Here is a 24,103-nt window from a genome sequence, read left to right as displayed (position 1 = left end):
AAGCACTCGCATTTCTTGGGGGATATAATGTGACAAGGCCTGACGTATCTATTAGCATCGTAACGTACTGTGCTAATATGTCGATGTTATCCCTGACTCTAAAGAAGCTTAAACAAGCAGTTGATGGCATTTCTGGTGTTAAAATACATGCCCTGTTGTCACTTATTGATCATTCTCCTGCCCAAGACTCCTCAATTCAATTTGATTATATAGTTAAGTATTTTGGAGGTGATAGTGAGCTGATCATTGACCCATTAAATCCTGGTTTCGGGGCTGGCCATAATCGAGCTTTGCTGACAAATTCCAAGTACCATCTAATACTGAATCCCGATCTAGAAGTCGCACCAAATGCGCTTAAAAAAGCGCTTGAATTTATGGAGCAACATCCGGATTGCGGATTATTGACGCCTTTTGCTACATGGGAAGATGGTGAGGTACAACGGCTTTGCAAACGCTATCCAACCGTATTTGATTTATTGCTGCGTGGTTTTGCTCCTGCGAGTGTGAAGAAGTTATTCCAGGCGCGCCTGGCAAAATATGAAATGGTAGATCAGCTCAACAATCATGATGTGCTGTGGGACCCAACCATTGTCAGTGGTTGTTTTATGTTGTTTCGTACAGATGTTCTGCAAAAGCTCGGAGGGTTTGACCCTCGCTTTTTCCTCTATTTTGAAGATTTTGACATCAGTTTGCGGGCAGGAAAGATCAGCCGGATTGCCTATGTCCCTCAGGTGAAGGTTGTCCATCACGGTGGTCATGCATCGCGCAAAGGCTGGCGCCATATCTGGATGTTTGGGCGTTCCATGGTGACTTTCTTCAATATTCACGGCTGGCGTTGGTGGTAATGGCAGATATCAAAAGTACAGTATTGGTTACAGGTGCCAGCGGATTTGTAGGCAAGGCGGTCTGTGAACACCTGCTTAGTCTGGGGGCTAATGTGAAAGGTGCGGTGCGAAGTCACCCGCTTGCTTCGTACCAGGTTCAGGCTCCCTCTTTGACTGCAGATGCAAACTGGACAGCCCAATTGCAACAAGTGGATGTGGTTGTTCACTGTGCAGCTAGGGTGCATGTGATGTCAGATACCGCGACAGATCCCCTGGCGGCTTTTCGAGCGGTGAATACTGAGGGCACCCTCACGCTTGCTCGGCAGGCTGCTGAGGCAGGGGTGAAGCGCTTCATCTTTATTAGCTCGATCAAAGTGAATGGCGAGCAGACCGAGCCAGGCAAGCCATTTGATGAGAATGTGCAGAGTCCGCCAGAAGATCCCTATGGACGCTCGAAGTATGAGGCGGAGCAGGGGCTGATGGCACTCGCGAAAGAGTGTGGTATGGCGGTAACCATCATTCGTCCTCCTCTTATTTACGGGGAAGGGGTGAAGGCTAACTTTGCCAGCATGATGACGTGGGTGTGCAAAGGGATCCCACTCCCTTTTGCCCGTTTGAACAATGCGCGCAGTTTGTTGGCGTTGCCTAATCTGTGTGACTTCATTGCCCATGCAATGGCGCACCCTGCTGCAGTGAACCAGGTCTTTCTGGTCGCAGATCCGGTCGCAGTGTCGACGTCGCAGTTATTGGCGGCGATTGCAGAAACAGAAGGGGTTGCCTGTCGGTTGTTTTATCTCCCACCAGGAGTGATAAGAGGGCTTGGACGCTGTTTGGGGATTGATGCCAAGCTACAACGGATTTATGGCTCTCTGGAAATGGATACCGGTAAGGCTCAGAGCCGATTACAATGGTCGGCACCCTATTCGCTCTCTCAGACCCTATCTCTGATGGCATCTTCCCATAGTGAGTCGTCTTGATGCTGGCATTTGTTTTGTTGTTGATGTTTTGTCTTTTTCTTTCAATCACCATGACCGGCCTGCTCAGGCGCTACGCCCAGACCCGCTTGCTTGACCAACCCAATCATCGCAGTTCGCATCAGGTGCCTACCCCGAGAGGCGGTGGAATGGCTATCGTGGCGACCTTTCTGCTGGCAGCCCCGTTGTTTGTCACCCTGATCCCACTGTCCTCCGGCATATCCCAGAGCAGCTTCGCATTGATATGGGCTGCGGCGCTGGGCATTGCACTGGTTGGTTTTATCGATGACCACATCTCTCTCAAGCCCCGAACCCGCCTGATTGTGCAGAGCATGGCGGCAGCCTTGGTGGTATCTGCGGTTGATGGTTTGCCAGCGCTGACTTTCTTTGGCTGGCAGTTAGATCTCGCCTGGTTCGGTTATCTACTGGCCTGGCTGGGGGTGATCTGGTTTATCAACCTGTACAACTTTATGGATGGCATCGATGGCTTGGCGGCAGGCGAGGCCGTTGTCGTCTGCCTGTTCATGGCGTTATTTCATTATCTGGTTGGGGGGGAGTGGTCGTCTGCCAGCTTGATCCTGCTACTGGGGATTTCGGCGGCGGGCTTCTTGTGCTGGAATTTTCCGCCCGCCAGGATCTTTATGGGGGATGGTGGCAGTGGTTTTCTTGGCTTGATGTTGGCTTCCCTGATGCTGCTGGATGCCGCTTCTGCACCTCAATTCCTGTGGGCATGGCTCGTCATGCTCGGGGTATTTGTGGTTGATGCGACCTGGACTTTGCTGAATCGCTATCGTCTGAAGTGTCGTTTGAGCGAGGCTCATCGGACCCATGCATTTCAGTATGCGGCGAGGCGTTGGCAGAGCCATCGAAACGTGACATTGGCTGTGCTTCTTATAAATTGCCTCTGGCTTGCACCGATCGCTGTCATGATTGTATTGGGCCAGCTCGATGGTGTGATCGGTCTGGTTATTGCCTACTTGCCGTTAGCGTTTCTTGCGTATCACCTGAATGCAGGAGTTCCAGAATGAGAAATGAGCTTTTACCCGGTGGAAGCTGGCTACTGACTTGCCTGGGCTCCCTCTCACGTGCCAGCAAGCGTGCCGTATCTGTCACCGTTGATATGATCCTGATCACCATGACCTATTGGGGTGCGTACTGGATCCGGCTTGAACATAACTGGCCAATCGATAGCCCCCATCACTGGGCACTGCTCGGCGCAATTATTATCGTTAGTATCAGTGTGTTTGTGCGGCTGGGGCTGTATCGCGCTGTGTTGCGATATGTCAGCTTTCGGGTGTTATGGACAATCTCACTAGGGGCATTTCTTTCAACCTGCTTCTTCGTTATCTCTGCGTTTTATTTCGATATCTTCCTGCCCAGAACGGTATCGGTTATCTATCTCTCCTTTCTGGTGCTGCTGGTCGGTGGTGTTCGGCTATTTTTCCGAGCGCTCCTTAATACCACCCGTTTGGCTCGTACTCAGGTGTTGATCTACGGCGCGGGCTCTTCTGGCCGACAGCTGCAAATGGCCTTGTTGCAAGGCAATGAGTTTTATCCCGTTGCCTTTATTGATGACGATCCCGCCAAACAGGGGTGCGTGATCCAGGGCTGTACCGTTTATCACAGTGCTCAGCTGCCAACCCTGATTGACCACCATGGGGTACAGAAGATCTTGCTGGCCATGCCGAGCAGCACCAGGGCTCGTCGTCAGGAAGTGATCAATGCACTTGAACCCCTCTCTTGTGAAGTATTGTCTATCCCTGGTATGGCAGATTTGGTCAATGGTTCTGCACGTATCGATCAACTCAAGGAGGTCTCCATAGACGATCTTTTGGGCAGAGATCCAGTAGAACCCGTAACCAGATTGATGGAGGCGAATATAACGGCCAAGGCGGTCATGGTGACTGGTGCTGGGGGTTCTATTGGATCTGAGTTGTGCCGCCAGATCCTGCGGTGTAGGCCATCTACATTGGTATTGTTCGAGCTATCTGAATACGCCCTCTATATCTTACATAAAGACTTGCGCGAGCAGTGTCAGCGTGAAGATATTGAAACTGAACTAGTTCCTTTATTGGGGTCAGTACAGCGCCAGCATCGTCTCAAGACTGTGATGCAGAGCTTTCACATCCAGACTGTCTACCACGCCGCAGCATACAAACATGTGCCGCTGGTCGAGTTCAACATCATCGAAGGTGTCCGCAACAATGTCTTTGGAACTCTTTACGCAGCTCAGGCTGCCATTGAGGCAGGGGTAGAGACCTTCGTACTAATCTCCACCGATAAGGCGGTACGACCGACTAATACCATGGGGGCCAGCAAGCGCCTAGCCGAGCTGGTATTGCAAGCTTTGACCCGTGAGAAGCATAACACCCGTTTTTGTATGGTTCGCTTTGGCAATGTACTCGGATCTTCCGGTTCAGTGGTTCCGTTGTTTAGACAGCAGATTGATAAAGGTGGGCCGATAACCCTGACGCATCCCGACATCATTCGTTACTTCATGACGATTCCAGAGGCTGCCCAGCTGGTAATCCAGGCGGGAGCCATGGGGAAAGGGGGAGACGTGTTTGTGCTCGATATGGGACAACCGGTACGGATCATGGAGTTGGCTAAACGGATGATCCGGCTCAGCGGGCTGACTCTGCGTGATGAGCAGCGACCAGATGGCGATATTGCCATCGAAGTGACCGGTCTGCGGCCGGGTGAAAAGCTCTATGAAGAGTTACTGATTGGTGATGATGCCAGAGGAACCGAACATCCCAGGGTCATGGTGGCACAAGAGAGCTGGCTGCCATGGGAGCGTTTGCGTTCCTTGTTGACCTCGCTGGATGAGGCTTGTCACCATTTTGATCAGCAGCAAGTACGAGAGATCTTAATGCATGCGCCTGCCGCATTTGAGCCAACGGACGGCATCTGTGACCTGGTCTGGCTGGCCAAACAGCGCGGTCTTTCAAGTGACAATGTTGTACCACTCCCCACACACAGCATAGATTTTTCTCTTGCGAATCACTGACCCACTTTTTAGGCGCCCATCATTGGGCGTTTTTCGTATATGAGCCGATTGGTTGCTTTTTGACCGCCTGAGTCCTGAGTAGGCCAGATTGGCTACCATTTTGAGCAAACCGCAGGTAGAATCACGCCCGCCAATTCAAAATTAATCCTGTATCTTCTTGTGCTGAATAGGGCCTGAATGATCATGGTTATAACGATGGACAAGCATAACGAGCGCCTTGCCGTCTCGCTTGTCAAGGTGTACAGGAACAAAAACCGTCATAAATATTTGGCAAAATTAACAATATATGGACTGCGAGCGCACTGGGAGCTGTAACTCAGGGGCGGTAGCCAATTTATTGTTTTTTGAGTCGGTTTCTTTCTGGGTTGTTACGGTCAAATTTGTCATTAAATAAATGCTGGCTGCCGTCAGGAAAATTAAAAGCAGGTCGTGCCAAGAGGCGAACCTGATAATTTCTAGGGATGAAAAAAATGGAAACGTCCGGTCTGGTTGCGTTCTTTGGGACCGCGCTGGCTATCGCCTGCTTGCGCCCATTGTCAGCTAAATTACAACTCGTTGATCTACCTAATCAGCGTAAACAGCATGTCGGTGCAGTCCCTCTGATTGGCGGTATCGCGGTGTGCCTGGGGGTTTACCTCAGCGTCTTCTTCACGATTCCCTTGCAAAGTTCGATCATCATCATGCTGAGCTGTGCCGGTTGCATGATGGTGATTGGCGCTATTGATGATGCCAAGGATATCTCCCCCTGGATCCGGCTTAGCCTGCAAGCCCTCCTGATACTGGTGCTCTGCCTCTCGACCGATATCAGCTTGCATCAGTTTGGTGATGTGCTGGGGGTTGGTAATCTCACCATTCCATTTGTGGATCTGCTGGTCGCCATTGTGGCGGTCTGCGCCGCCATCAATGCTTATAACATGATGGACGGTATTGATGGTCTGGCTGGCAGCATGGCCGGCATCTCGCTGGTCGGGCTCTCTATCCTGTTTGCCAACACCATGCCTGATATGGCTCAGCTCTGCCTGGTCATCACCATTGCCCTGGTGCCCTATCTGCTGGTCAATCTCAATATTCCTCCTTTTAAACGCAAGATTTTCCTGGGTGATGCCGGCTCCATGTTCCTCGGCTTTATCATCGGCTACCTGGTGCTGTTTGGTTCACAGCATCACGAACTGAAACCGGCGTTTCGCCCTGTCACCGCACTCTGGTTGATCGGCCTGCCACTGATGGATATGGTGGGCATCATGATCCGCCGTATTCGCAAAGGCCAATCCCCTCTGCGTCCGGATCGCAATCATCTGCATCATATTCTGCTGCACGCCGGTTTTACTCCTCGCGAATCCCTATTGCTGATTGTCGTTGCCAACCTCGGTGTGGTGTTCTTTGGTATTCTGGCCGAACAGGCCAAATTGCCAGAGTGGCTGATGATGGGGCTCTATCTGTTGCTGTTTGTGGCTTATTCGCTTTGTCTGACATATGCGTGGAAGTTGGGGCGCTGGGTAAAAGGGATAAAAGCTCCATCCTCTGATTCTGCCCGAGCCAAAAGAAGTTAATCCATCTGAAAGCAGATTAACGGAGAAACATAGAACTTCGCCAGCTTATGCAGGTCATTCGTGTGGCGTAAGGAAAATTTTATTAATGGATAATCAAAAGAAAAACAGCCGTATAGTTAAAAACTCATTGTTTCTCTACTTTAGAATGATACTCACATTGGTTGTCACACTATATACGTCTAGAGTGGTGCTTAACGTTCTCGGTGTAGAGGACTTCGGTATTTACAATGTCGTTGGTGGTGTCGTAACCATGATGGCCTTTTTGAGTGGGGCCATGTCTTCAGCTACTCAACGGTTTTTGTCATTCGAGCTAGGCAAAGGTGATAGAAACCAGCTTGCTAATGTTTTTAAGATGAGTGTAAATATTCATATCTTAATAATATTTATTATAGTAGTTATAGCCGAGACTCTGGGTTTGTGGTTGATAAACACTCAGCTGGTCATTCCTGTAGATCGAATCATTGCTGCAAATGTAGTGTTTCATTGTGCTCTTTTTTCATTTTGTTGTACTGTTATTAGTGTTCCATATAATGCCGCAATCATAGCATATGAAAAGATGAGTGCTTTTGCTTATATCAGCATTGTTGATGTATTACTTAAATTAGTTGTTGTGTTTTTACTAGTATCACATGATGGTGACCGATTGCAGTTTTATGCGTTGTTAATGACAGCGGTAAGTCTGCTGACGTTTGGCTGCTATTATACCTATGCTCATCGAAAATTTACAGTTGCACGATTCTCATTGTATTGGGATACCGTGCTATTTAAAACCTTGCTTAACTATACAGGCTGGAACTTGTTTGGTAATTTAGCCGCAGTAGCAACAAACCAAGGAATAAACATATTACTTAATTTGTTTTTTGGATCCGCTGTTAATGCTGCTCGAGCTATTGCGTTTCAGGTTAACAGTGCTATCACTGGTTTTGTCAGTAGTTTACAGATTTCAATTAATCCGCAAATTGTGAAGTCTTACGCTTGTGGTAATTATGCGTATATGCACCAGCTGATAATGTGCGGGTCAAAGTATACATTTTTCTTATTGTATACACTGGCATTGCCAATAATGTTGCAGACACACACTGTGTTAACGCTGTGGTTGGTTAACCCTCCGGAGCATGCGGTATTATTTTGTCAACTAATTTTGATTGATGCTCTAATAACAAGTTTGTCGGGAAGTCTGATGGCATCAGTACAAGCAACAGGTAATATCAGGCGTTATCAGGCTATTGTAGGCAGTATTTTATTGGTAAACTTACCCGTGTCGTATTTACTATTAAACAATGGATTCCATGCACACTCGGTTTTTTATGTGTCGATATGTACATCGATAATTGCACTATTATTTAGATTTGTACTTTTAAGAAATTTGATAGAGCTCGATGTGGCTGGATTTTTAATTAAAGTCATCGGTCGAATATCTCTTGTTTTAGCATCAACGCTCCTGACTCTTAAATATGTTGAGTTGAATGTCGATAATGTCATTATAAACTTCATTTTTATGTCGTCCGTTATTGTAATAGTCACACTAACTTTTATATATGTATTCGGTCTTGAAAAGTTTGAACGTGAATTTGTAAAAGAGCATATTCGCAAAATATTTTAATATGGTAGTAATGGAGTGTAGCTTGAAAAGCAAAATAAAATATATAATAAAAAAATTGATTGGTTCTAATGGAATAAAAAAAATATCTGACGTTAGAAATTTTCGACTGTTGTTGTCCAATTTTATCAATGACTTTAATCTGTATTTGAAACATTCGACAGTTTTCAATCAGCATGGTCTTCACAAAGTAGAGTGTCAATTAATTCTTGATTATCATTCAGTTGAAAAAGGTCTGTTATTTAGTAAGACTAAACCACGATTTGCACAGCAACGCATACAAAATTTACATCCAAGCCTTTCCTTGAATTTGATTAAAGAAAATGTAAATCGCTCACAAATTCGCGTTGCTTACCAAGTTATGTGTGAATATTATGAGTTGCATCAGAGAATGAGAGTTGATATTAGTGATTATTACACGCAAGCGCAATATATAGAATATAAAGATATTTTAGGAAATTATTACTCGGAAGAATTTAAAGGCGCAATAGATTATCAACGAGATGATTTTTATTCATCTGTTTCAGCAGACTTTTTATGTTTTTCTAATTCCAGAAAAAGTGTTCGGGAATACACCGGTGAGTTAGTCCCTGCCGCACTGATTGAGCAATCTATCTCTTTAGCTCTTAATACTCCATCGGTGTGTAATCGCCAGGCATGTAAAGTTTACTTACTTGAAGATAAAGAGCGAATTGATAAATTATTAGCCATTCAAGGTGGCTTGACTGGATATACCGAAAATATAAATCAAGTGCTGCTGCTAACAGTTGATCGTAATTATTTTTATACAGTAGGTGAGCGAAATCAATTATATATTGATGGTGGAATGTTTTTGATGAATATGCTGTACGCTCTTCATTTCTATAAAATTGCAAACTGTCCTGCTAACTGGGGAAAGTTGATCCAAGAAGAAAAACTGCTTACTGGAATTGTTGATATTTCTGAGTCTGAAAAAATCATTTGTGTTATACCAATAGGTATCGCTAAAGATAAATTTAGAGTAACACTTTCACAACGACGTGAACTAAATGAAGTTTTAGTGAAAATTTAAATTAATTATTGAAGTGACCGAAATGAAAATTGCTATTTTAACTCAACCTTTACACAATAACTACGGTGGTTTACTACAAGCATTTGCTTTACAGCACCATTTAAAAAATAGTGGCCATGATGTGCTGACCGTGAATTTTGGTTGGCAGTATAAACTACCCTATCTTGGTATTAAGAGTGTTATTGGTAATGTCGTGAGGAAGTATATTCTACGACGCCCAATTGGTAGTGTACTGCCAATAACTGATGAGCAGAAACGCGAGATTGGCCAGCATACTAACAGGTTTACAGCAGAGCATATTCGCACGACTCAAGATATATATTCTATTTCAGAGTTAGATTATATAAAAAATTATCATTTTGATGCTTATATCGTTGGGAGTGATCAAGTTTGGCGACCAGCCTTTTCGCCTGGGATATCAGCTTTCTTTCTATCATTTTTAGGTGAAAATGAAACAGCCAAGCGCATTGCTTATGCTGCCTCGTTCGGGATTGATAATTGTGGTGAATTTACTGCTGAGCAACTGGCGGAGTATGCTCGGTTATTGCAACGCTTTGATGCTGTTGGCGTGCGCGAGGATAGTGCGGTAAATTTATGCCAACAGTACTTTGGGACAACCGTCGAGCATGTGATTGACCCAACTTTATTGTTAGAAAAAGAAGCTTATTGCCAACTGGTCGTGCAAGATAATACCCCCGCGAGCAAGGGCAATATGATGGTGTATGTGCTCGATAAGGCTCCTGAAAAACAGCAAATAATTAATGCAGTGGCCAGCGAGCGTGGATTAACATCTTTTACCGTGATGCCAGAGCAAAACTGCGTGTACCCGCCTGTCACCCAATGGCTGCGTGGATTTATGGATGCTGAGTATGTGGTGACTGACTCATTCCACGGTGTGGTATTTTCGATTATTTTCAATAAACCTTTTATCGCTATTGGAAACCATGGTCGTGGCTTAGCGCGTTTTACCTCGGTATTAAAGATGTTTTGTTTAGAGAAACGGTTGGTTTTTAGTCCAACCGATTTAAGCGTGGAGCTTATTAATCAACCCATTGATTTCGCCAAGGTAAATCAGCTAAAGGCCGAAAAACAGCAATTTGCTGCGACGTTTTTAAAACAAGCATTAAAAGCTAGATAAAAAGATGAATAACAGCATGACGCATAGCCTAGTTCTCGACGTTCAAGCGCCCAACAGTTTTGTACCAAAAGTTTCTGTAATCGTGCCAGTGTATAACACCGAACTGTATGTCGAGCGCGCTATTATCAGCTTGATGGAACAAACCCTCGATGATGTGCAGTTTATTATCATCGATGATGGCTCCAAAGATACCTCCCTGAATATCATCAAACAAGTAATATCGCGTTACCCCGCTCGGCAAGGGCTGGTGACCTTAATCAGCAGAGAGAATCGTGGTGTTGCAGCAACTCGCGCTCAAGGGATGGAGCTTGCTACGGGTGATTATGTAATACATCTCGACAGTGACGATTGGGTAGAACTTAACTGGCTAGAAGCCATGTACACCAAAGCCATCGAAGAAAGCGCCGATGTGGTGGTGTGTGATTATGCGGCTGTATATGCTAATAAACTAGAGCATATTCATATGCCAGCTGAGCAAACAGGTTATGCATGTTTAAAGCAGCTGCTGTGTGATAAACAACGCGGTTATACATGGAATAAATTAATCAGCCGTGAAATTATCATGAAGATCAAACACCCATTTATCGATGGAATTAATTATCTGGAGGATTTTATTTACGTAATGAAATGCTTCCATCTTTCTAATAAAATCATCCATGTTGAGCAATACTTATATAATTACAATCAGCAGAATACGAATTCCATTACAAAAGGCATGAGTTCATCTAAGCGAAAGGACATTTTGTCAACGGTGAACTACGTCAGTGACTTTTTAACCTCTGCTACTGATAATGATTTTTATGCTCATGATTTGATGGTATTCAAAATAAAGCAGAAGGTATTTTTAATATATGGTGAATGGAAGTCCGTGAGTATGCAAACTTGGCAACTATTTCCAGACGCCAACCCTTATGTTTTATCCGCAGAAATTCCACCTCATTTTAAGTTTTGTATGATGATGGCAAACATAAAATTATATGGTTTGGCTTCCATCTTTATGTTTTACATAATAAAACTGAAATTCATGTTAATGCCAAGTTCTCATAGTTGATCTGATTTATGCTTTAAATAATTAGATAGAAGGGATAAATGAAAAAAATCTGTTTTTTTGTGGGGAATCTCAATCAAGCTGGAGGAACTGAACGTGTTTCATCAGTTATTGCTAGCGAGTTGCAGTGCCATGGTTATCAAGTCCATATGCTGAGTTTACAATGTGGTGATAGACCGTTTTTTGAATTAGCCGAAGGTATTCAGGTAAGTCAGCTGTATACAAAGATCGGTCGTGGTATGCTGCGATTTCCAACAGCTATTGTAAAGTTACGCCGCTACTTACAGCAGCATAAAATCGATATTTTAGTTGATGTTGATTCGATGTTGGCTCTCTATGCATTACCAGCGGTAATAGGGCTTAATATTCGTCATATTTGTTGGGAACATTTTTTTTATCATAATGATTTAGGTAAATTCGCTCGTCGATTAGCACGAAAAGTCGCAGCACTGTTTGCCGATGATGTTATAACCTTAACCGAACGAGATAGAGAGTTCTGGCTTGCTAACACCATCAGCAAAGCAAATATCACCGCAATTCCAAACCCTGTCACTATCGAACTGCCTTCAGCAATTAATCCCCATAAAGAAAAGCTATTTTTGGCTGCTGGTCGTTTGACTAATATCAAAGGGTTTGACTTATTGCTGCAAGCGTGGGCACAAGTTGTTCCGCAGCACTCTGATTGGCGCTTGCGCATTGTTGGCGACGGGGAAGACAAAACCTTGCTCGAACAACTACGATGCAAACTAAATATTGAATCCAGTACAGAACTTGTACCAAAAACAAGCAATATTGCAGAGCATTATCAGCAAGCCTCATTTTTTGTGATGAGCTCGAGATTCGAAGGTTTACCATTAGTATTGATCGAAGCGCAAGCGTATGGCTTACCAATTGTTTCTTTTGATTGTGATACTGGCCCAGCTGAAATTATTAAACATGGAGAAACTGGATGGTTGTGCGAAGCTGGTAATATTATTTCTTTATCTGAAGGGATAAATATGGCCATTAAGGCTGATTGGTATGAATTCAGCTCGAAGTCAATTGAGAATTCAAAAGACTTTTCTTTGCCTGTAATAACAGAGCGTTGGATTAAACTCTTGTCAATGTGAGTGTGGTATGTATGCAATAAAAAATCAGTATAAGCATAGTTATACTCGAAAAGGAATTTCATTTACCCTAACGTTCATTTTTTTTATTTATATTTATGCTTCGTTATTTATTGGTGAAAATATAACACATGTTTATGTGTCGGTTTTGTCGTTGACAACGCTAGTGTTTGTTTTTCTTTTGTGCAAAATTAATGGTGTAAAAATAAACTCGGTAATAACATTTTTTTATATTTCATTTATCTTTTTTATTTTTGGGCGTTTTGTGGCGGTTGTTTTTTCATCAATGTTGGGTATGAAAGAAAACTTGGTTAACTCGTTAACTGAATTGTTGCAAGTTACTTGGATGACATCATTTTCGCCAAGCCCGCAAGACCAAGTTATGCTTGTGTTATTGGTTAATTCATTTTTGTTGTTTATTACACTTGGTTATGTAACTCCTTTTCAACGAAATAGCTATAATAAGAAAATTGAATTTCATATATCAGCTAAGGCAATCTTATTTTTAAAGGTTATGTTTTTATTGTCATGCTTTATAAATGGAATTTCAACAATTAAAGCGATCATATCCACTTTTAGTGGTGGTTATTTATCGTTATATCAAGAAAAAATAGATGGTGGTAGTTCATCTAGCATAATTGGTTTAATCTATTTTTTCAGTTTTTCAGTATTGGTACTTGTTGAAAATAACAATAAAAAATATTTCCTGATTTATTTAATTATGGCAATTTTGAGTGGATTGACAGGAGCAAGGGGAGGGTTAGTAACATCACTACTTACATTGGTGTATGTCTATTACTTAACTGGTGAAAATAAAATTAATTTTGTCAAATTACTATTGTTAGGGTTGTTTTGCTATTTTTGTATGACCCTTGTTTTTCAATATTCAGCTCGTGCTAATGATGTAACTGCCGATAGTGACATGTTGAATTCTTTTTTGCATTTCATATATTCTCAAGGGGTGTCTCTCTCAGTTGTTGGCTATATTAGTTTTGCAGATCTGGAGTATCCAGTTCAGTCTTTATTGCAATCATTTATACCAATGGCGTCTAGAGTTTTTCTATTGTTTTCCCCCAATGAGCCTTTTTACAACTCAAGTATTACAACATTTATCTCACATAGTGCCAATCCGGCTATGTTTTTCAATGGCGCAGGTTTGGGGAGCTCCATAATAGGTGAGTTATATATATTATCGGGTAAGATATTCATCATTTTCTTATTCTGTTCATTTTTATTAGGTTTTGGATTAAGGAAGATAGAACTAAAATCATTATCCAATATTAAAGCAAGAATCTTTATTATCGCAATATTTCCTATATTACTATTTTCTCCAAGAAATGGTTTTAATGTCTTGTTCGTTTCTGCCATCTATATTTTTATTATGATGGTTGTCTTTTTTTTAAGCACTAAATGTAAGGCTCATTATCAACAATGAAGATCACCCTCATCATTACCGGTCTTGGCATGGGCGGGGCTGAACGGCAAGTGTGTGATTTAGCCGATCAATTTGTCGCTAAAGGCCATGAAGTATTTTTAATCTCGATGACCGGTGAAACGGTTAACCGCCCGCTATCTGCCAAGATTGACGTCGCAGAGCTCAATATGGCTAAAACCCCATTTGGATTTATTAAAGCCTATTGGCAAGCGCGGCAGTTAATCAAGCAATTTAAGCCCGATGTGGTACACAGCCATATGGTTCACGCCAACATTTTCACTCGTTTACTACGTATCAGCACCCACATGCGAAAACTAATTTGTACTGCCCACAGTTCGAACGAGGGGGGGCGTGGCCGCATGTTGGCGTATCGCGTAACTGATGGGGTGTGTGATCTCAGCACTAATGTTAGTCAAGAAGCTGTTGATGCTTTTATTGTCAAAGGTGCGGTACCAGCAAAGAAAATGGTAGCAATGCCAAATGGTATTGATAGTGAGCGTTTTACTTTTAATCCGATAAGTCGTTCTAGTTTACGAACACAATTACAACTGGCTGAGAACACGCCACTTATCTTGGCGGTGGGCCGTTTTTCCGAGGCTAAGGATTATCCCAACTTATTAGCTGCTTTTCGCCAGTTGCCTCACGATGTAAATCCTGCGCATTTGGCGATTATTGGCATTGGTGAAGAGCAAGCAAAGATTGAAGAACTGACTGCTCAATTAGGATTAAGCGCACGAGTACATTTTTTGGGGCTGCAGCGGAATGTACACGATTGGATGAGTGCGGCAGATCTCTTTGTTCTCTCATCTGCCTGGGAGGGATTTGGTTTAGTGGTTGCCGAAGCCATGGCATGTCAGCGGGTTGTGGTTGCAACTGATTGTGGTGGCGTCAAAGAGGTTGTTGGAGAATGTGGTATTTTGGTGCCTCCAAGAGATCATCTTGCGTTGGCAGATGGAATTAAAAAAGTGCTGCAGATGAGCAGTAATGAGATTGAAATGATAGGTGTTGCAGCGAGAGATAGAATAGTCACATGTTATTCGTTGAATGCTCAGGCGGAGAGTTGGATATATTTGTATCAGTAGTGTTGACGCCAAATCTAGATTTTCAGAGGTATCTGTGAATAAAAATCATATAGTCATCGCGGCCAATACCGCATGGTCTGTTTTTAATTTTCGCTATGGTTTATTAAAGCGATTACTCAGTGATGGGTATAATATATCGGTAGTCGCCCCTAATGATAAATTTTCTGGTAATCTTAAAGACATGGGCTGTGATGTTATTGATCTGCCCATGTCTGCCAAAGGTGTCAATCCTTTCGACGATATAAAGTTAGTGACTTTATTGTATCGTTACTATCGTAAGCTAAATCCAGATTTTATTATTCATTACACAATCAAACCAAATATTTATGGTTCTTTGGCTGCTAAAATGGCCGGAATACCATCGTTGGCGATTACGACTGGCTTAGGGTATACATTTGTCAATGACAATTTTATTGCCAAAATTGCACGGCAGCTCTATAAAATGGCATTCCGTTACCCTAAAGAAGTATGGTTTTTAAATGAAGATGATCGTCAAGCATTTTTAGCGTATAGCTTGGTTAGTGAGAATAAAGCTAAACTACTGCATGGCGAAGGTGTAAACGTATCACATTTTTCACCCATATCCTCTTCGTCAGGTAACAATCCCACAACATTTCTGCTGATTGCAAGAATGTTGTGGGATAAAGGAATCGGAGAATATATTGAAGCTGCGAGAGTGATTAAAAGTAAATATCCAAAGACACATTTTCAATTGCTCGGTGCTTGCGATGTTCCTAACCCCAGTCTTATCAGTCGTGAACAAATAAGCGTATGGGAATCAGAAGGAATTGTTGAGTATTTGGGAACAACAGATGACGTAAGAACTGTTATTGCCAATGTTGATTGTGTGGTGTTGCCATCTTATCGAGAAGGTATTCCGAGAACGATGTTAGAAGCTGCTGCGATGGCCAAACCGCTTATCGTTTCTGATGCACCTGGCTGCAAAGATGTTGTTATTCATGGCAAGACCGGATTCTTATGCAAAGTCAAAAATCGGGATTCACTTGCCGCAGCTATGGAGCTGATTATTAACCAATCTACACAAGAACGCGTTGACATGGGGATGGCAGGCAGAAATTTAGTACTTCACAAGTTTGATGAGCGAGTCGTGATAGAAAAATATATTGACATGCTATCTAAATATAATTTGAGTGCCGATGGAATACCTATAAATAAAAAAAGTGATAGTCGTATTGATAGCATTTTTAGTTAGCTATGTTTGCGTCTGTTTTTGATATTCCTCATGTTACTTTAGCTGTATGCATAGAAGCTAGGCATATATTTAATTGATGTGAGTTAGAGAGTTTAATCTGAGAGAAAATGCTCTCTAGTTTTTATAAAATCCGCTATCATACGGCGATTTTTCCGTTCAGTTCTTGATGGCAATCTTAATAAGGTGTGGTAGTGAAAAGGATTCAGCTCATTCCCCTGTTGTCGGCCGTGGCCCTGCTCAGTGCATGCACTGTGGTGCCCGGTACCAATCTTTCCACCAGTGGCAAAACCGAGGTGGCTACAGGTTCCGTTGATGTTGATCAGCTGGCAGATGTCTATCCGGTTACACCGGCGTTGATCAGCCAGCTACGCAAGGCGCCGGTGGTGGGCAAGGCCAACCCCGAGCTCAATAGCGAGATCAGCCGTTACGAGTACCGGATTGGTGTGGGTGACATCCTCAATGTCACCGTGTGGGATCACCCCGAGTTGACCATTCCGGCCGGTTCTTACCGCAGTGCCAGCGAAGCGGGCAACTGGGTGCATGCCGATGGCACCATCTTCTACCCCTATATCGGCAAGGTGGCCGTGGTGGGTAAAACTGTCGCGGAGATCCGTACCGATATCGCCAAGCGTCTGGCCCAGTATATCGAGAGCCCGCAGGTGGATGTGAGCATTGCTGCTTTCCGCTCCCAGAAGGTTTATATCTCCGGTGAGGTGACCAAGCCGGGTGCTCAGCCCATCACCAATGTGCCGATGACCCTGCTCGATGCCTTTAATCTGGCTGGTGGACTGACCCCCACTGCGGATTGGCACCATGTGGTGTTGACCCGCCAGGGCAAGGAGTTCCCGCTCTCCATGCAGGATCTGCTGCAGTATGGGGATCTCTCTCACAATCAGTTGATGCGTGACGGCGACATGCTTTATGTGCCGCGCAACGATGCCCAGAAAGTTTTTGTGATGGGTGAGGTCAACAAGGCATCGACCCTGACTATTGGTCGTGAGGGGATGAGCCTGACCGAAGCGCTGAGCAGTGCCGAGGGCCTTAACCAGAATGCAGCCAATGCAACCGGCATCTTCGTATTGCGCCCCGCCGCGAAAGCGCAAGAGAAAGCCACCATTTATCAGCTTGACCTGAGTGATGCCACCGCGCTGGTGATGGGGACCGAGTTTGCGTTGCAACCATACGATGTGGTCTACGTCACCACGGCCCCGGTGACGCGTTGGAATCGCGTGTTGAGTCAACTGGTGCCCTCCATCAACGGCTTTAACGAGCTGACCGAAGGCATGCTGCGGGTTCGCAACTGGTAAATCTCTGTGTGGTGTTGACTCGGTGTACTCTGGTGCCGGGTGGAAGATGAAAGAGCGACAGCAATATGTTTGAGAAGATTCTAGTCGTGTGTGTGGGTAATATATGCCGCTCCCCGACAGGTGAGCGCCTGCTGCGCGAGCGTTTACCCGACCGTGATATCAGTTCTGCCGGGGTCAGTGCCTTGGTTGATAAACCAGCCGACAAGGTCGCGAGCGAGGTGGCACAGCAGCATGGTCTCTCCCTTGATGGACACTCGGCGCGCCAACTGACCCGCGCACTCTGTCAGGATGCCGATCTGATCCTGGTGATGGAGAAAGGGCATATTTCTGCCGTCACGGCCATTGACCCGGGGGCCCGTGGCAAAACCATGCTGTTTGGCCACTGGCAGGGGGAGAGCGAAGTGCCCGATCCCTATCGTCTTAGCCGGGAAGCTTATGAACATGTTTACCAGCTATTGGTGCGTAGTGCCGATGGGTGGGCGAAAAAACTGTAACAACAGCTGCAGTCTGGGTCTGTGTTCAGGTTCTATCTGACAATAAAAATGGATTGTGTTTAATGACGACTTCTTCTGTTTCGTCCCGGCAGAGCAGTGCCGCGGTGGAGAATGACGAGATCGATCTGGGGCGCCTGCTGGGCTACCTGATCGATGGCCGTTGGTGGATTGTGACTATCACCGCTCTGTTTATGGTACTTGGCGTTGCGTATGCCCTGTTGGCGACCCCAGTCTTCAAGGCGAACGCCTTACTGCAGGTGGAGAAAAAAGCCAGTGGTGCTGCGCTGCTCGGGGATATGGCTGATGTATTGGGCGGTGAACAGCCTGATGCTGCCGCCGAGATTGAGCTACTGACTTCTCGTATGGTGCTTGGCCGTACGGTACAAGAGCTTCATCTCGATACCGTAGTGACACCCGACTTCTTCCCGCTGGTTGGCCGTGGCCTGTCGCGGCTGATGGGGCATCCCTATCCCAAGATGGCGGTGAGCCGTTTTGAGGTGGCGCCGGAGTTGGTGGGGACGCCGCTAACGCTGACGGTTGACGCAGACAAACACTTTACCCTCGAAATTGAAGGGCGGGTGCTGGAAGGGCAAGTAGGTAAGCTGCTTGAGAAAGATGATGTGACCCTGTTGCTGTCTGATGTGGCTGCCGATGAGGGGCAAGTATTCATGCTAGTCAAGCAGCCGGTACTGGATGTGATCGCAGAGCTGCAGCGTGCTCTTCAGGTCAGTGAAAAGGGCAAAAGTACCGGGATCATCTCGCTGGCGCTGGAAGGGGAAGACAAGGGCCGCATTCGTGCGGTGCTCGACAACATCAGCCAGAACTACCTGCAGCAGAACGTGGTGCGCAAGACCGAAGAGGCCCAGAAGAGCCTGGATTTCTTGCAGACTCATCTGCCTCAGGTCAAAGATGAGCTGAATCGTTCTGAAGAGCTGTTGAATGTATATCGCCAGCAGAATGAGTCGGTCGATCTGTCGCTGGAAGCTAAAGCCGCACTGGATACCATGGTGGGCCTCGAGAAGCAGCTCAATGAGTTGACCTTCCGTGAAGCCGAGTTGCAGCAACTCTATACCCGCCAGCACCCCGCTTACATCGCTCTGATGGAAAAGCGCCAGACCTTGATGAATACCAAAAATGTGATCAACAAGTCGATCAAGCGTCTGCCAAAAACCCAACAGGAGATTTTGCGTCTGACCCGTGATGTGCAAGTCGGTCAGGAGATCTTCGTCCAGCTGCTCAACAAGCAGCAGGAGCTCAATATCATGAAGGCGGGCACCATCGGCAATGTGCGGATCATCGACGATGCTGCAGTCGAAACCCGGGCAGTCAAGCCGAAGAAGCCGCTGATCGTGGTACTGGCCACTCTGCTTGGGGGCATGCTGTCTGTGGGCCTCATCCTGGTGCGTGCAGCATTCCACCGCGGTGTCGAGAGCCCCGAGCAGTTGGAAGAGATGGGGCTGTCCGTCTATGCCACGATCCCCTATTCAGAGGATCAGGCCAAGATAGAGCAGCAACAGAAGAAGAAACGGCGCCATGCGATGCCACTCAATGAAGCCTTGCTGGCTGCCCGTAATCCGGCAGACTTGGCGATGGAGTCGCTGCGCAGCCTGCGTACCAGTCTCCATTTCGCCATGATGGAGGCCAAAAACAACATAGTGATGATCTCTGGTCCTGGTCCCGGCCTAGGCAAAACCTTTGTGTCTACCAACTTTGCCGCCACCCTGGCCATGGGGGGCAAAAAGGTGCTGGTCATCGATGCTGACTTGCGCAAGGGATATATGCAAAAAGTCATGGGACAGGAGATGGGGGCGGGCTTGAGCGCCTATCTGGCTGGTCAGACCGAGATGATGCAGGTGATCAGCAAGACCGGCTTTGATGGGCTCGATTTTGTCTGTCGTGGCGCCGTGCCGCCCAACCCATCTGAACTGCTGATGCACCCTCGTTTCAAGGCCTTGCTGGATTGGGCCAGCGAGCATTATGACTTTGTTATCGTTGACTCTCCGCCGATCCTGGCGGTCACCGATGCGGCCATCGTCGGCCAGCATGTGGGGGCCTCCTTGCTGGTGGCGCGTTTTGCCAAGACAGCGGTGAAAGAGGTGGAAGTGGCGATTCGTCGCTTCGAGCAAAATGGCGTGGTGATCAAGGGCATTCTGCTCAATGCGGTAGAAAAGAAAGCCAGCAGTTATTACGGTAATTACGGATATTATCAATATAGCTATGGTGATAAAACCAAAGCTTGATCCGGCCGCAGATAATAGATAAGGGATTGGTAATAGTCAGTGAGGCGAAATTGAAGGTTCAATTGATGCCTCCTTTGAGTAATACTAGATAAGGCTGGGAGTTTTCACCTTCTCAGTATTATGTTTTAGCTATGTCAACAAAAAGGAAGATAGTATGAAGAAGACTGCGTTTGTTTTGGCCGCCCTGCTGGCTGTTTCTGCTAATGCCATGGCTGTAGAGGAAGCTGCTGGCGGAGCTGCTGGTACTGGCGCGGCCGGTGCTGCTGCTGGTGTGGCTACCACTACCATCGTCGTTGGCGCTGCTGCCGCACTGGTGGCTGTTGTTGCCGTGTCTGAGTCAAATAACCGCAACGATAATACCAGCACCACCACGTCAACCCGATAACATTCAACAAGGCTGCTCAGTTTGAGCAGCCTTGTTTTTCTTCTTATCCCTCATGGATGGTTTATTGTACGTGGCACAGCATTTATCTTATTTCCCCTCCCGATTATTGGCATTGTCAGCCACTTTTTTATTGGCTGGATGCAGCACCTCGACCCATCAGACAATCGAAACCTTGGGTTATGTGTTTAACAAGCCTGATGATATTGTACTGACCTCATCCGAATTGAGAGCGTTGCCCTATGCGAGTGCCTATATCAAGGTGGGGGATTTACCCCAGGCCTTGGTCGTGTTGGCTTATGTCAATGGCCCGCGCATGTCATGGATGAGTGCCGATGGTGCTATGTTCGTGACCCAACATGGGCGCTTGATTAAAACAGTGGGTTTGCCAAATGACTTGCGCTATCTGGGGAGTCTGGATAAGGATCCATTGAAGACCTCTCGTGTAGATAAGACGCCATCAATGGTGTGGTATAGCGTAGCTGAGTGGTCGAAGCAATACACCAGTGGCTATCCCTTGAGCATGCATTACACTCAGGCGGGTCATGAGGTCCTGAATATTATGGATCGTCCCTATAAGACGACGATTGTAGAAGAACACGTCGTTACAGCCCCGAATGAAGAGCGATGGCTGAATCATTTCTGGATTGATGAGCAGACAGGTCAAGTTCGTAAATTCCAGCAGCAATTAGGCCCTTCCTTGCCAATGATAGAAATGACATTCCTTAAGCCCTATTCATCATGAAAATAATATATAGCATATTGCTCGCCACCTTGGGGCCTTCCCCCGTTATGGCTGATGTGTCCGTGTCTATTTGGTGGCAAGGTCAACCGACAGCAACAATGACTCATCCCCAGTCCATGCTGTTGAGTGAGGCATTGTTAGACCCCGTGGTCACACAGTACGATAACTATTGGCCTGTCACGCATATATCTACGCCTGCGCGTCAAAAGGATATTGAGTATCAACAGCAAGCCTTGCTGAAAGATCTCACCTTGTTGGCAACGTACTGGCAACAGCATGATGAAGATGAACTCGCCCATTCCGCTTTACAGTTGCATCAACAGTTACAGCAATTGCATTTGACGGGTCGTTTCGAATTGCCTGTGGATCCGGATATCAGCCTGGTACCTTCAGGTGTCAACCCCGTATTGCAAGGGGATTATCAGCTCTATCTGGCCCCTCGTCGCCCGCAAATTTATCTGGCCGGTTTGATCGGTCACCCCGGCGAAGGCCCCGTTTTGCCTGCTGCAGGGTTACGAGAGTATTGGAAGAAGCTGGATCTCTTGTCGGGGAGTGATGACACCGGTGCTTATCTGATTGCACCCAGTGGAAAACCTGAGTGGATCCCCGTTGCTATCTGGAATGAACGCCATGTCGAAGCCATGCCGGGAGCGACCCTGTTTGTCGGTTTTGCGCCAAGTGTGCTGCCTGAGCAGTATCAAGACTTGAATAAACGCATGTTGACGTTGTTAGCGAATCGGATGCCCAAATGACCTACCCAAGACTCTCACTGATTGCCCTGCTGGTATCCTTTGCAACCCACGCCGATGCTGACATTTTTGAGCCGTTGGGACCATCACAAAGTGACTTCGGCGGAGTTGGCCTGTTGCAAATGCCAACCGCCAGAATGGCTAAGACGGGTGAATTCAGTGTCAATTATTTTGATGATGATCAGTACCGTCGCTGGTCCATGTCAGTGCAGCCGTTCGACTGGCTTGAGGCCACTCTGCGTTATACCGATGTGAGAACCCGCCTCTATAGTGCAAACCCCGATTTCAGTGGTGACCAGACTTACAAAGACAAAGGAATGGATGTCAAAGTCAGGTTGCTGGAAGAATCTACCTGGATTCCGAATATTTCTCTGGGATTCCGTGACCTGATGGGAACGGGGTTGTTTGACAGCGAGTATGTTGTTGGCACCAAGCGTGTTGGCCCGTTTGACTTCACCCTTGGCATGGGCTGGGGGAATATGGGAGAAAGCGGAAATATTACTAATCCTTTTTGCAAGTGGAAGGATGATTGGTGCTCCCGCGATGATAGTTATTCCAGTGGTGGTGGTAAGTTTGAAACTGGGAATATGTTTCATGGCAATGCTGCATTGTTTGGTGGTGTGGAATACCAAACGCCTTGGCAGCCACTCCGGTTAAAATTGGAATATGATGGTAATGATTATAGTAATGAATTTGCTGGGAAAATAGATCATTCATCACCCATCAATATAGGTGCTGTTTATCGCCTGTTTGATTACATGGACACCCATCTTAGTTATCAGAGAGGAAACACTCTGATGTGGGGTGTCACTCTTCGTACCAATTTTAATGATCTACGCCAGAATCATTTGGATGAACCACGCCCTGTATATTCAGAGAATAAGGTCCCAGCTGATACCTCTAAGGTCGATTGGTCAGCAATGGCGGGGCAGTTTGAAAGCAATGCTGGTTGGAATTCGGCATCACTTTATAGTGAACATAATACTGTAACCTTGCTGGGACAACAGCATAAATACAGAGACCAGCAAGAAACTCTCGACCGTACGGCTTTGGTTGCGGTTAACCATCTGCCTGAGACTATCGACGAATTGAGAGTTATCGAACGCCAGCGTGACTTCCAGCTGCAAGAGACAGTGATTGATCTTGATTCTGTGCGAAAGGCTAACCAGCCCCAGATCCTTGGGCAGGAGATAGTGGCAAAAGATCATCAAAAAGTGCCAGACGCGGTTCAGGGGGATGTTCGCTACCAATCTGAACCAGAGTGGTTCTCTTATTCATTTGATCCGACTCTGACCCAATCTTTCGGGGGTCCTGAATCATTTTATATGTATCAGATCGGTATCAATGCCAACAGTGAGCTGCGCCTTACTGATAAAGACTGGTTACAGGGTACGTTGTTCTTTAACATCGCTAATAACTACGACAAATTTAATTACAAGACACCACCAGCAGACACTGATGCACTGCCGAGAGTGCGAACCTGGGTGAGAGAGTATGTCGACTCGTCCAATGTCCTGCTGAATAATCTCCAGTTAACCCATATGGAGCAATTTGGTCAGGAGTGGTATGGCCAGGCATACGGTGGATATCTGGAAATGATGTACGCCGGGGTCGGGGGAGAGGTGCTTTATCGTCCTTTCGGTCAGTCATGGGCTCTGGGGCTGGATACTAACTGGGTCAAGCAGCGTGATTGGAACAATACCCTGAAGATGGCTGACTACGATGTCGCAACAGGTCACCTGACTGGCTATTGGCAGTTGCCTTTCATGGACAATGTCACCGCCAAGGTAGCTGTCGGACGCTATCTGGCTGGTGACCTGGGTGCCACTTTTGATTTCTCCAAGCGCTTTGACTCCGGGATTGTGATGGGTGCATACGCAACTTTGACGGATGTTTCGGCCGAAGAGTATGGGGAAGGCAGTTTCACCAAAGGCATTTACATCACGATTCCCTTTGATCTCATGTTGATTCGCCCCACCACATCCAAAGGAACCATTGGGTGGGTTCCTCTGACAAGAGATGGGGGGCAAATGCTCAGCCGTAGTCATACCTTGTATGACATGACTGAACGCCTGCCGTTGTAAATCCTTTCTCGGTATTGATTCGCTAGTCTGATGAGCCGTGATAGTGTTTTCACTGTCACGGCTTTTTTATG

General features: G+C 45.9%; 20 protein-coding genes. All 20 read left to right on the top strand.

From position 1 onward, the window contains the following. Nucleotides 1-77: 77 nt before the first annotated feature. The 20 genes from OC537_RS09295 (at nucleotide 78) to OC537_RS09200 (ending at nucleotide 24,032) form a co-directional block, all read left to right on the top strand. Entirely contained in the window at nucleotides 78-845 is a 768-nt protein-coding gene (locus OC537_RS09295; RefSeq protein ID WP_262110859.1) for a glycosyltransferase, read from the top strand. Next, on the top strand, nucleotides 845-1,801 hold the full coding sequence (locus OC537_RS09290) for a UDP-glucose 4-epimerase family protein (protein WP_262110858.1): 957 nt from the start codon (nucleotides 845-847) through the stop codon (nucleotides 1,799-1,801). The genes OC537_RS09295 and OC537_RS09290 overlap by 1 nt, the downstream gene beginning before the upstream one ends. Further along, the gene (locus OC537_RS09285) at nucleotides 1,801-2,826 is read left to right on the top strand and encodes an MraY family glycosyltransferase (RefSeq protein WP_262110857.1); all 1,026 of its coding nucleotides are present in this window, start codon (nucleotides 1,801-1,803) and stop codon (nucleotides 2,824-2,826) included. Before OC537_RS09290 ends, OC537_RS09285 begins: the two co-directional genes overlap by 1 nt. Further along, nucleotides 2,823-4,808 (top strand): polysaccharide biosynthesis protein, encoded by a 1,986-nt coding sequence (locus OC537_RS09280; protein ID WP_262110856.1) that lies wholly within the window; start codon nucleotides 2,823-2,825, stop codon nucleotides 4,806-4,808. The genes OC537_RS09285 and OC537_RS09280 overlap by 4 nt, the downstream gene beginning before the upstream one ends. A gap of 470 nt (nucleotides 4,809-5,278) precedes the next feature. Next, nucleotides 5,279-6,358: a UDP-N-acetylglucosamine--undecaprenyl-phosphate N-acetylglucosaminephosphotransferase gene (wecA, locus tag OC537_RS09275; protein ID WP_262110855.1), complete on the top strand. Its 1,080-nt coding sequence runs from the start codon at nucleotides 5,279-5,281 to the stop codon at nucleotides 6,356-6,358. 85 nt (nucleotides 6,359-6,443) lie between these two features. Further along, nucleotides 6,444-7,961: a hypothetical protein gene (locus tag OC537_RS09270; protein ID WP_262110854.1), complete on the top strand. Its 1,518-nt coding sequence runs from the start codon at nucleotides 6,444-6,446 to the stop codon at nucleotides 7,959-7,961. A gap of 22 nt (nucleotides 7,962-7,983) precedes the next feature. Then, a complete protein-coding gene (locus OC537_RS09265; RefSeq protein ID WP_262110853.1) occupies nucleotides 7,984-9,009 on the top strand; it encodes a nitroreductase family protein in 1,026 nt (341 codons plus the stop codon). 22 nt (nucleotides 9,010-9,031) lie between these two features. Beyond that, complete coding sequence (locus OC537_RS09260; protein WP_262110852.1) at nucleotides 9,032-10,147, top strand: polysaccharide pyruvyl transferase family protein; 1,116 nt, start codon at nucleotides 9,032-9,034, stop codon at nucleotides 10,145-10,147. A gap of 4 nt (nucleotides 10,148-10,151) precedes the next feature. Further along, nucleotides 10,152-11,198: a glycosyltransferase family 2 protein gene (locus OC537_RS09255; RefSeq protein ID WP_262110851.1), complete on the top strand. Its 1,047-nt coding sequence runs from the start codon at nucleotides 10,152-10,154 to the stop codon at nucleotides 11,196-11,198. Nucleotides 11,199-11,236: 38 nt separating this feature from the next. Further along, entirely contained in the window at nucleotides 11,237-12,304 is a 1,068-nt protein-coding gene (locus OC537_RS09250) for a glycosyltransferase family 4 protein (RefSeq protein WP_262110850.1), read from the top strand. 7 nt (nucleotides 12,305-12,311) lie between these two features. Then, nucleotides 12,312-13,736, top strand: coding sequence for an O-antigen polysaccharide polymerase Wzy family protein (locus OC537_RS09245; protein ID WP_262110849.1), 1,425 nt, complete (start codon nucleotides 12,312-12,314; stop codon nucleotides 13,734-13,736). Further along, nucleotides 13,733-14,818: a glycosyltransferase gene (locus tag OC537_RS09240; RefSeq protein ID WP_262110848.1), complete on the top strand. Its 1,086-nt coding sequence runs from the start codon at nucleotides 13,733-13,735 to the stop codon at nucleotides 14,816-14,818. The genes OC537_RS09245 and OC537_RS09240 overlap by 4 nt, the downstream gene beginning before the upstream one ends. Before the next feature lie 34 nt (nucleotides 14,819-14,852). Beyond that, nucleotides 14,853-16,031, top strand: a complete 1,179-nt coding sequence (locus OC537_RS09235; RefSeq protein ID WP_262110847.1) for a glycosyltransferase family 4 protein — start codon at nucleotides 14,853-14,855, stop codon at nucleotides 16,029-16,031. A gap of 191 nt (nucleotides 16,032-16,222) precedes the next feature. Next, nucleotides 16,223-17,338 (top strand): polysaccharide export protein, encoded by a 1,116-nt coding sequence (locus OC537_RS09230; RefSeq protein ID WP_316044151.1) that lies wholly within the window; start codon nucleotides 16,223-16,225, stop codon nucleotides 17,336-17,338. Between the two features lie 65 nt (nucleotides 17,339-17,403). Beyond that, nucleotides 17,404-17,832 (top strand): protein tyrosine phosphatase, encoded by a 429-nt coding sequence (locus tag OC537_RS09225; RefSeq protein ID WP_262110845.1) that lies wholly within the window; start codon nucleotides 17,404-17,406, stop codon nucleotides 17,830-17,832. A 62-nt stretch (nucleotides 17,833-17,894) separates the two neighbouring features. Beyond that, the gene (locus tag OC537_RS09220) at nucleotides 17,895-20,072 is read left to right on the top strand and encodes a polysaccharide biosynthesis tyrosine autokinase (RefSeq protein WP_262110844.1); all 2,178 of its coding nucleotides are present in this window, start codon (nucleotides 17,895-17,897) and stop codon (nucleotides 20,070-20,072) included. Between the two features lie 154 nt (nucleotides 20,073-20,226). After that, nucleotides 20,227-20,457, top strand: coding sequence for a hypothetical protein (locus OC537_RS09215; protein ID WP_262110843.1), 231 nt, complete (start codon nucleotides 20,227-20,229; stop codon nucleotides 20,455-20,457). 70 nt (nucleotides 20,458-20,527) lie between these two features. Continuing rightward, a complete protein-coding gene (locus OC537_RS09210; RefSeq protein WP_262110842.1) occupies nucleotides 20,528-21,199 on the top strand; it encodes a YjbF family lipoprotein in 672 nt (223 codons plus the stop codon). After that, a complete protein-coding gene (locus OC537_RS09205) occupies nucleotides 21,196-21,951 on the top strand; it encodes a capsule biosynthesis GfcC D2 domain-containing protein (protein ID WP_316044150.1) in 756 nt (251 codons plus the stop codon). The genes OC537_RS09210 and OC537_RS09205 overlap by 4 nt, the downstream gene beginning before the upstream one ends. Beyond that, nucleotides 21,948-24,032 carry a YjbH domain-containing protein gene (locus OC537_RS09200; protein ID WP_262110840.1) on the top strand — a complete coding sequence of 695 codons (2,085 nt, stop codon included), beginning with the start codon at nucleotides 21,948-21,950 and terminating at the stop codon, nucleotides 24,030-24,032. The genes OC537_RS09205 and OC537_RS09200 overlap by 4 nt, the downstream gene beginning before the upstream one ends. Nucleotides 24,033-24,103: the final 71 nt, after the last annotated feature.

The sequence above is a fragment of the Aeromonas sp. Marseille-Q5825 genome (assembly GCF_946892685.1).
Lineage (GTDB): Bacteria > Pseudomonadota > Gammaproteobacteria > Enterobacterales > Aeromonadaceae > Aeromonas > Aeromonas rivipollensis.
Note: the sequence above shows the minus strand (reverse complement) of the source record. Positions and strands in the feature narration are given on the sequence as shown.

Excerpts from the sequence above, each read along its gene's own strand:
- OC537_RS09295 (WP_262110859.1), top strand. The coding sequence starts at position 78 with ATGTCGATGTTATCCCTGACTCTAAAGAAGCTTAAACAAGCAGTTGAT.
- OC537_RS09290 (WP_262110858.1), top strand. The coding sequence starts at position 845 with ATGGCAGATATCAAAAGTACAGTATTGGTTACAGGTGCCAGCGGATTT.
- OC537_RS09285 (WP_262110857.1), top strand. The coding sequence starts at position 1,801 with ATGCTGGCATTTGTTTTGTTGTTGATGTTTTGTCTTTTTCTTTCAATC.
- OC537_RS09280 (WP_262110856.1), top strand. The coding sequence starts at position 2,823 with ATGAGAAATGAGCTTTTACCCGGTGGAAGCTGGCTACTGACTTGCCTG.
- wecA (WP_262110855.1), top strand. The coding sequence starts at position 5,279 with ATGGAAACGTCCGGTCTGGTTGCGTTCTTTGGGACCGCGCTGGCTATC.
- OC537_RS09270 (WP_262110854.1), top strand. The coding sequence starts at position 6,444 with ATGGATAATCAAAAGAAAAACAGCCGTATAGTTAAAAACTCATTGTTT.
- OC537_RS09260 (WP_262110852.1), top strand. The coding sequence starts at position 9,032 with ATGAAAATTGCTATTTTAACTCAACCTTTACACAATAACTACGGTGGT.
- OC537_RS09255 (WP_262110851.1), top strand. The coding sequence starts at position 10,152 with ATGAATAACAGCATGACGCATAGCCTAGTTCTCGACGTTCAAGCGCCC.
- OC537_RS09250 (WP_262110850.1), top strand. The coding sequence starts at position 11,237 with ATGAAAAAAATCTGTTTTTTTGTGGGGAATCTCAATCAAGCTGGAGGA.
- OC537_RS09245 (WP_262110849.1), top strand. The coding sequence starts at position 12,312 with ATGTATGCAATAAAAAATCAGTATAAGCATAGTTATACTCGAAAAGGA.
- OC537_RS09240 (WP_262110848.1), top strand. The coding sequence starts at position 13,733 with ATGAAGATCACCCTCATCATTACCGGTCTTGGCATGGGCGGGGCTGAA.
- OC537_RS09225 (WP_262110845.1), top strand. The coding sequence starts at position 17,404 with ATGTTTGAGAAGATTCTAGTCGTGTGTGTGGGTAATATATGCCGCTCC.
- OC537_RS09220 (WP_262110844.1), top strand. The coding sequence starts at position 17,895 with ATGACGACTTCTTCTGTTTCGTCCCGGCAGAGCAGTGCCGCGGTGGAG.
- OC537_RS09215 (WP_262110843.1), top strand. The coding sequence starts at position 20,227 with ATGAAGAAGACTGCGTTTGTTTTGGCCGCCCTGCTGGCTGTTTCTGCT.
- OC537_RS09205 (WP_316044150.1), top strand. The coding sequence starts at position 21,196 with ATGAAAATAATATATAGCATATTGCTCGCCACCTTGGGGCCTTCCCCC.
- OC537_RS09200 (WP_262110840.1), top strand. The coding sequence starts at position 21,948 with ATGACCTACCCAAGACTCTCACTGATTGCCCTGCTGGTATCCTTTGCA.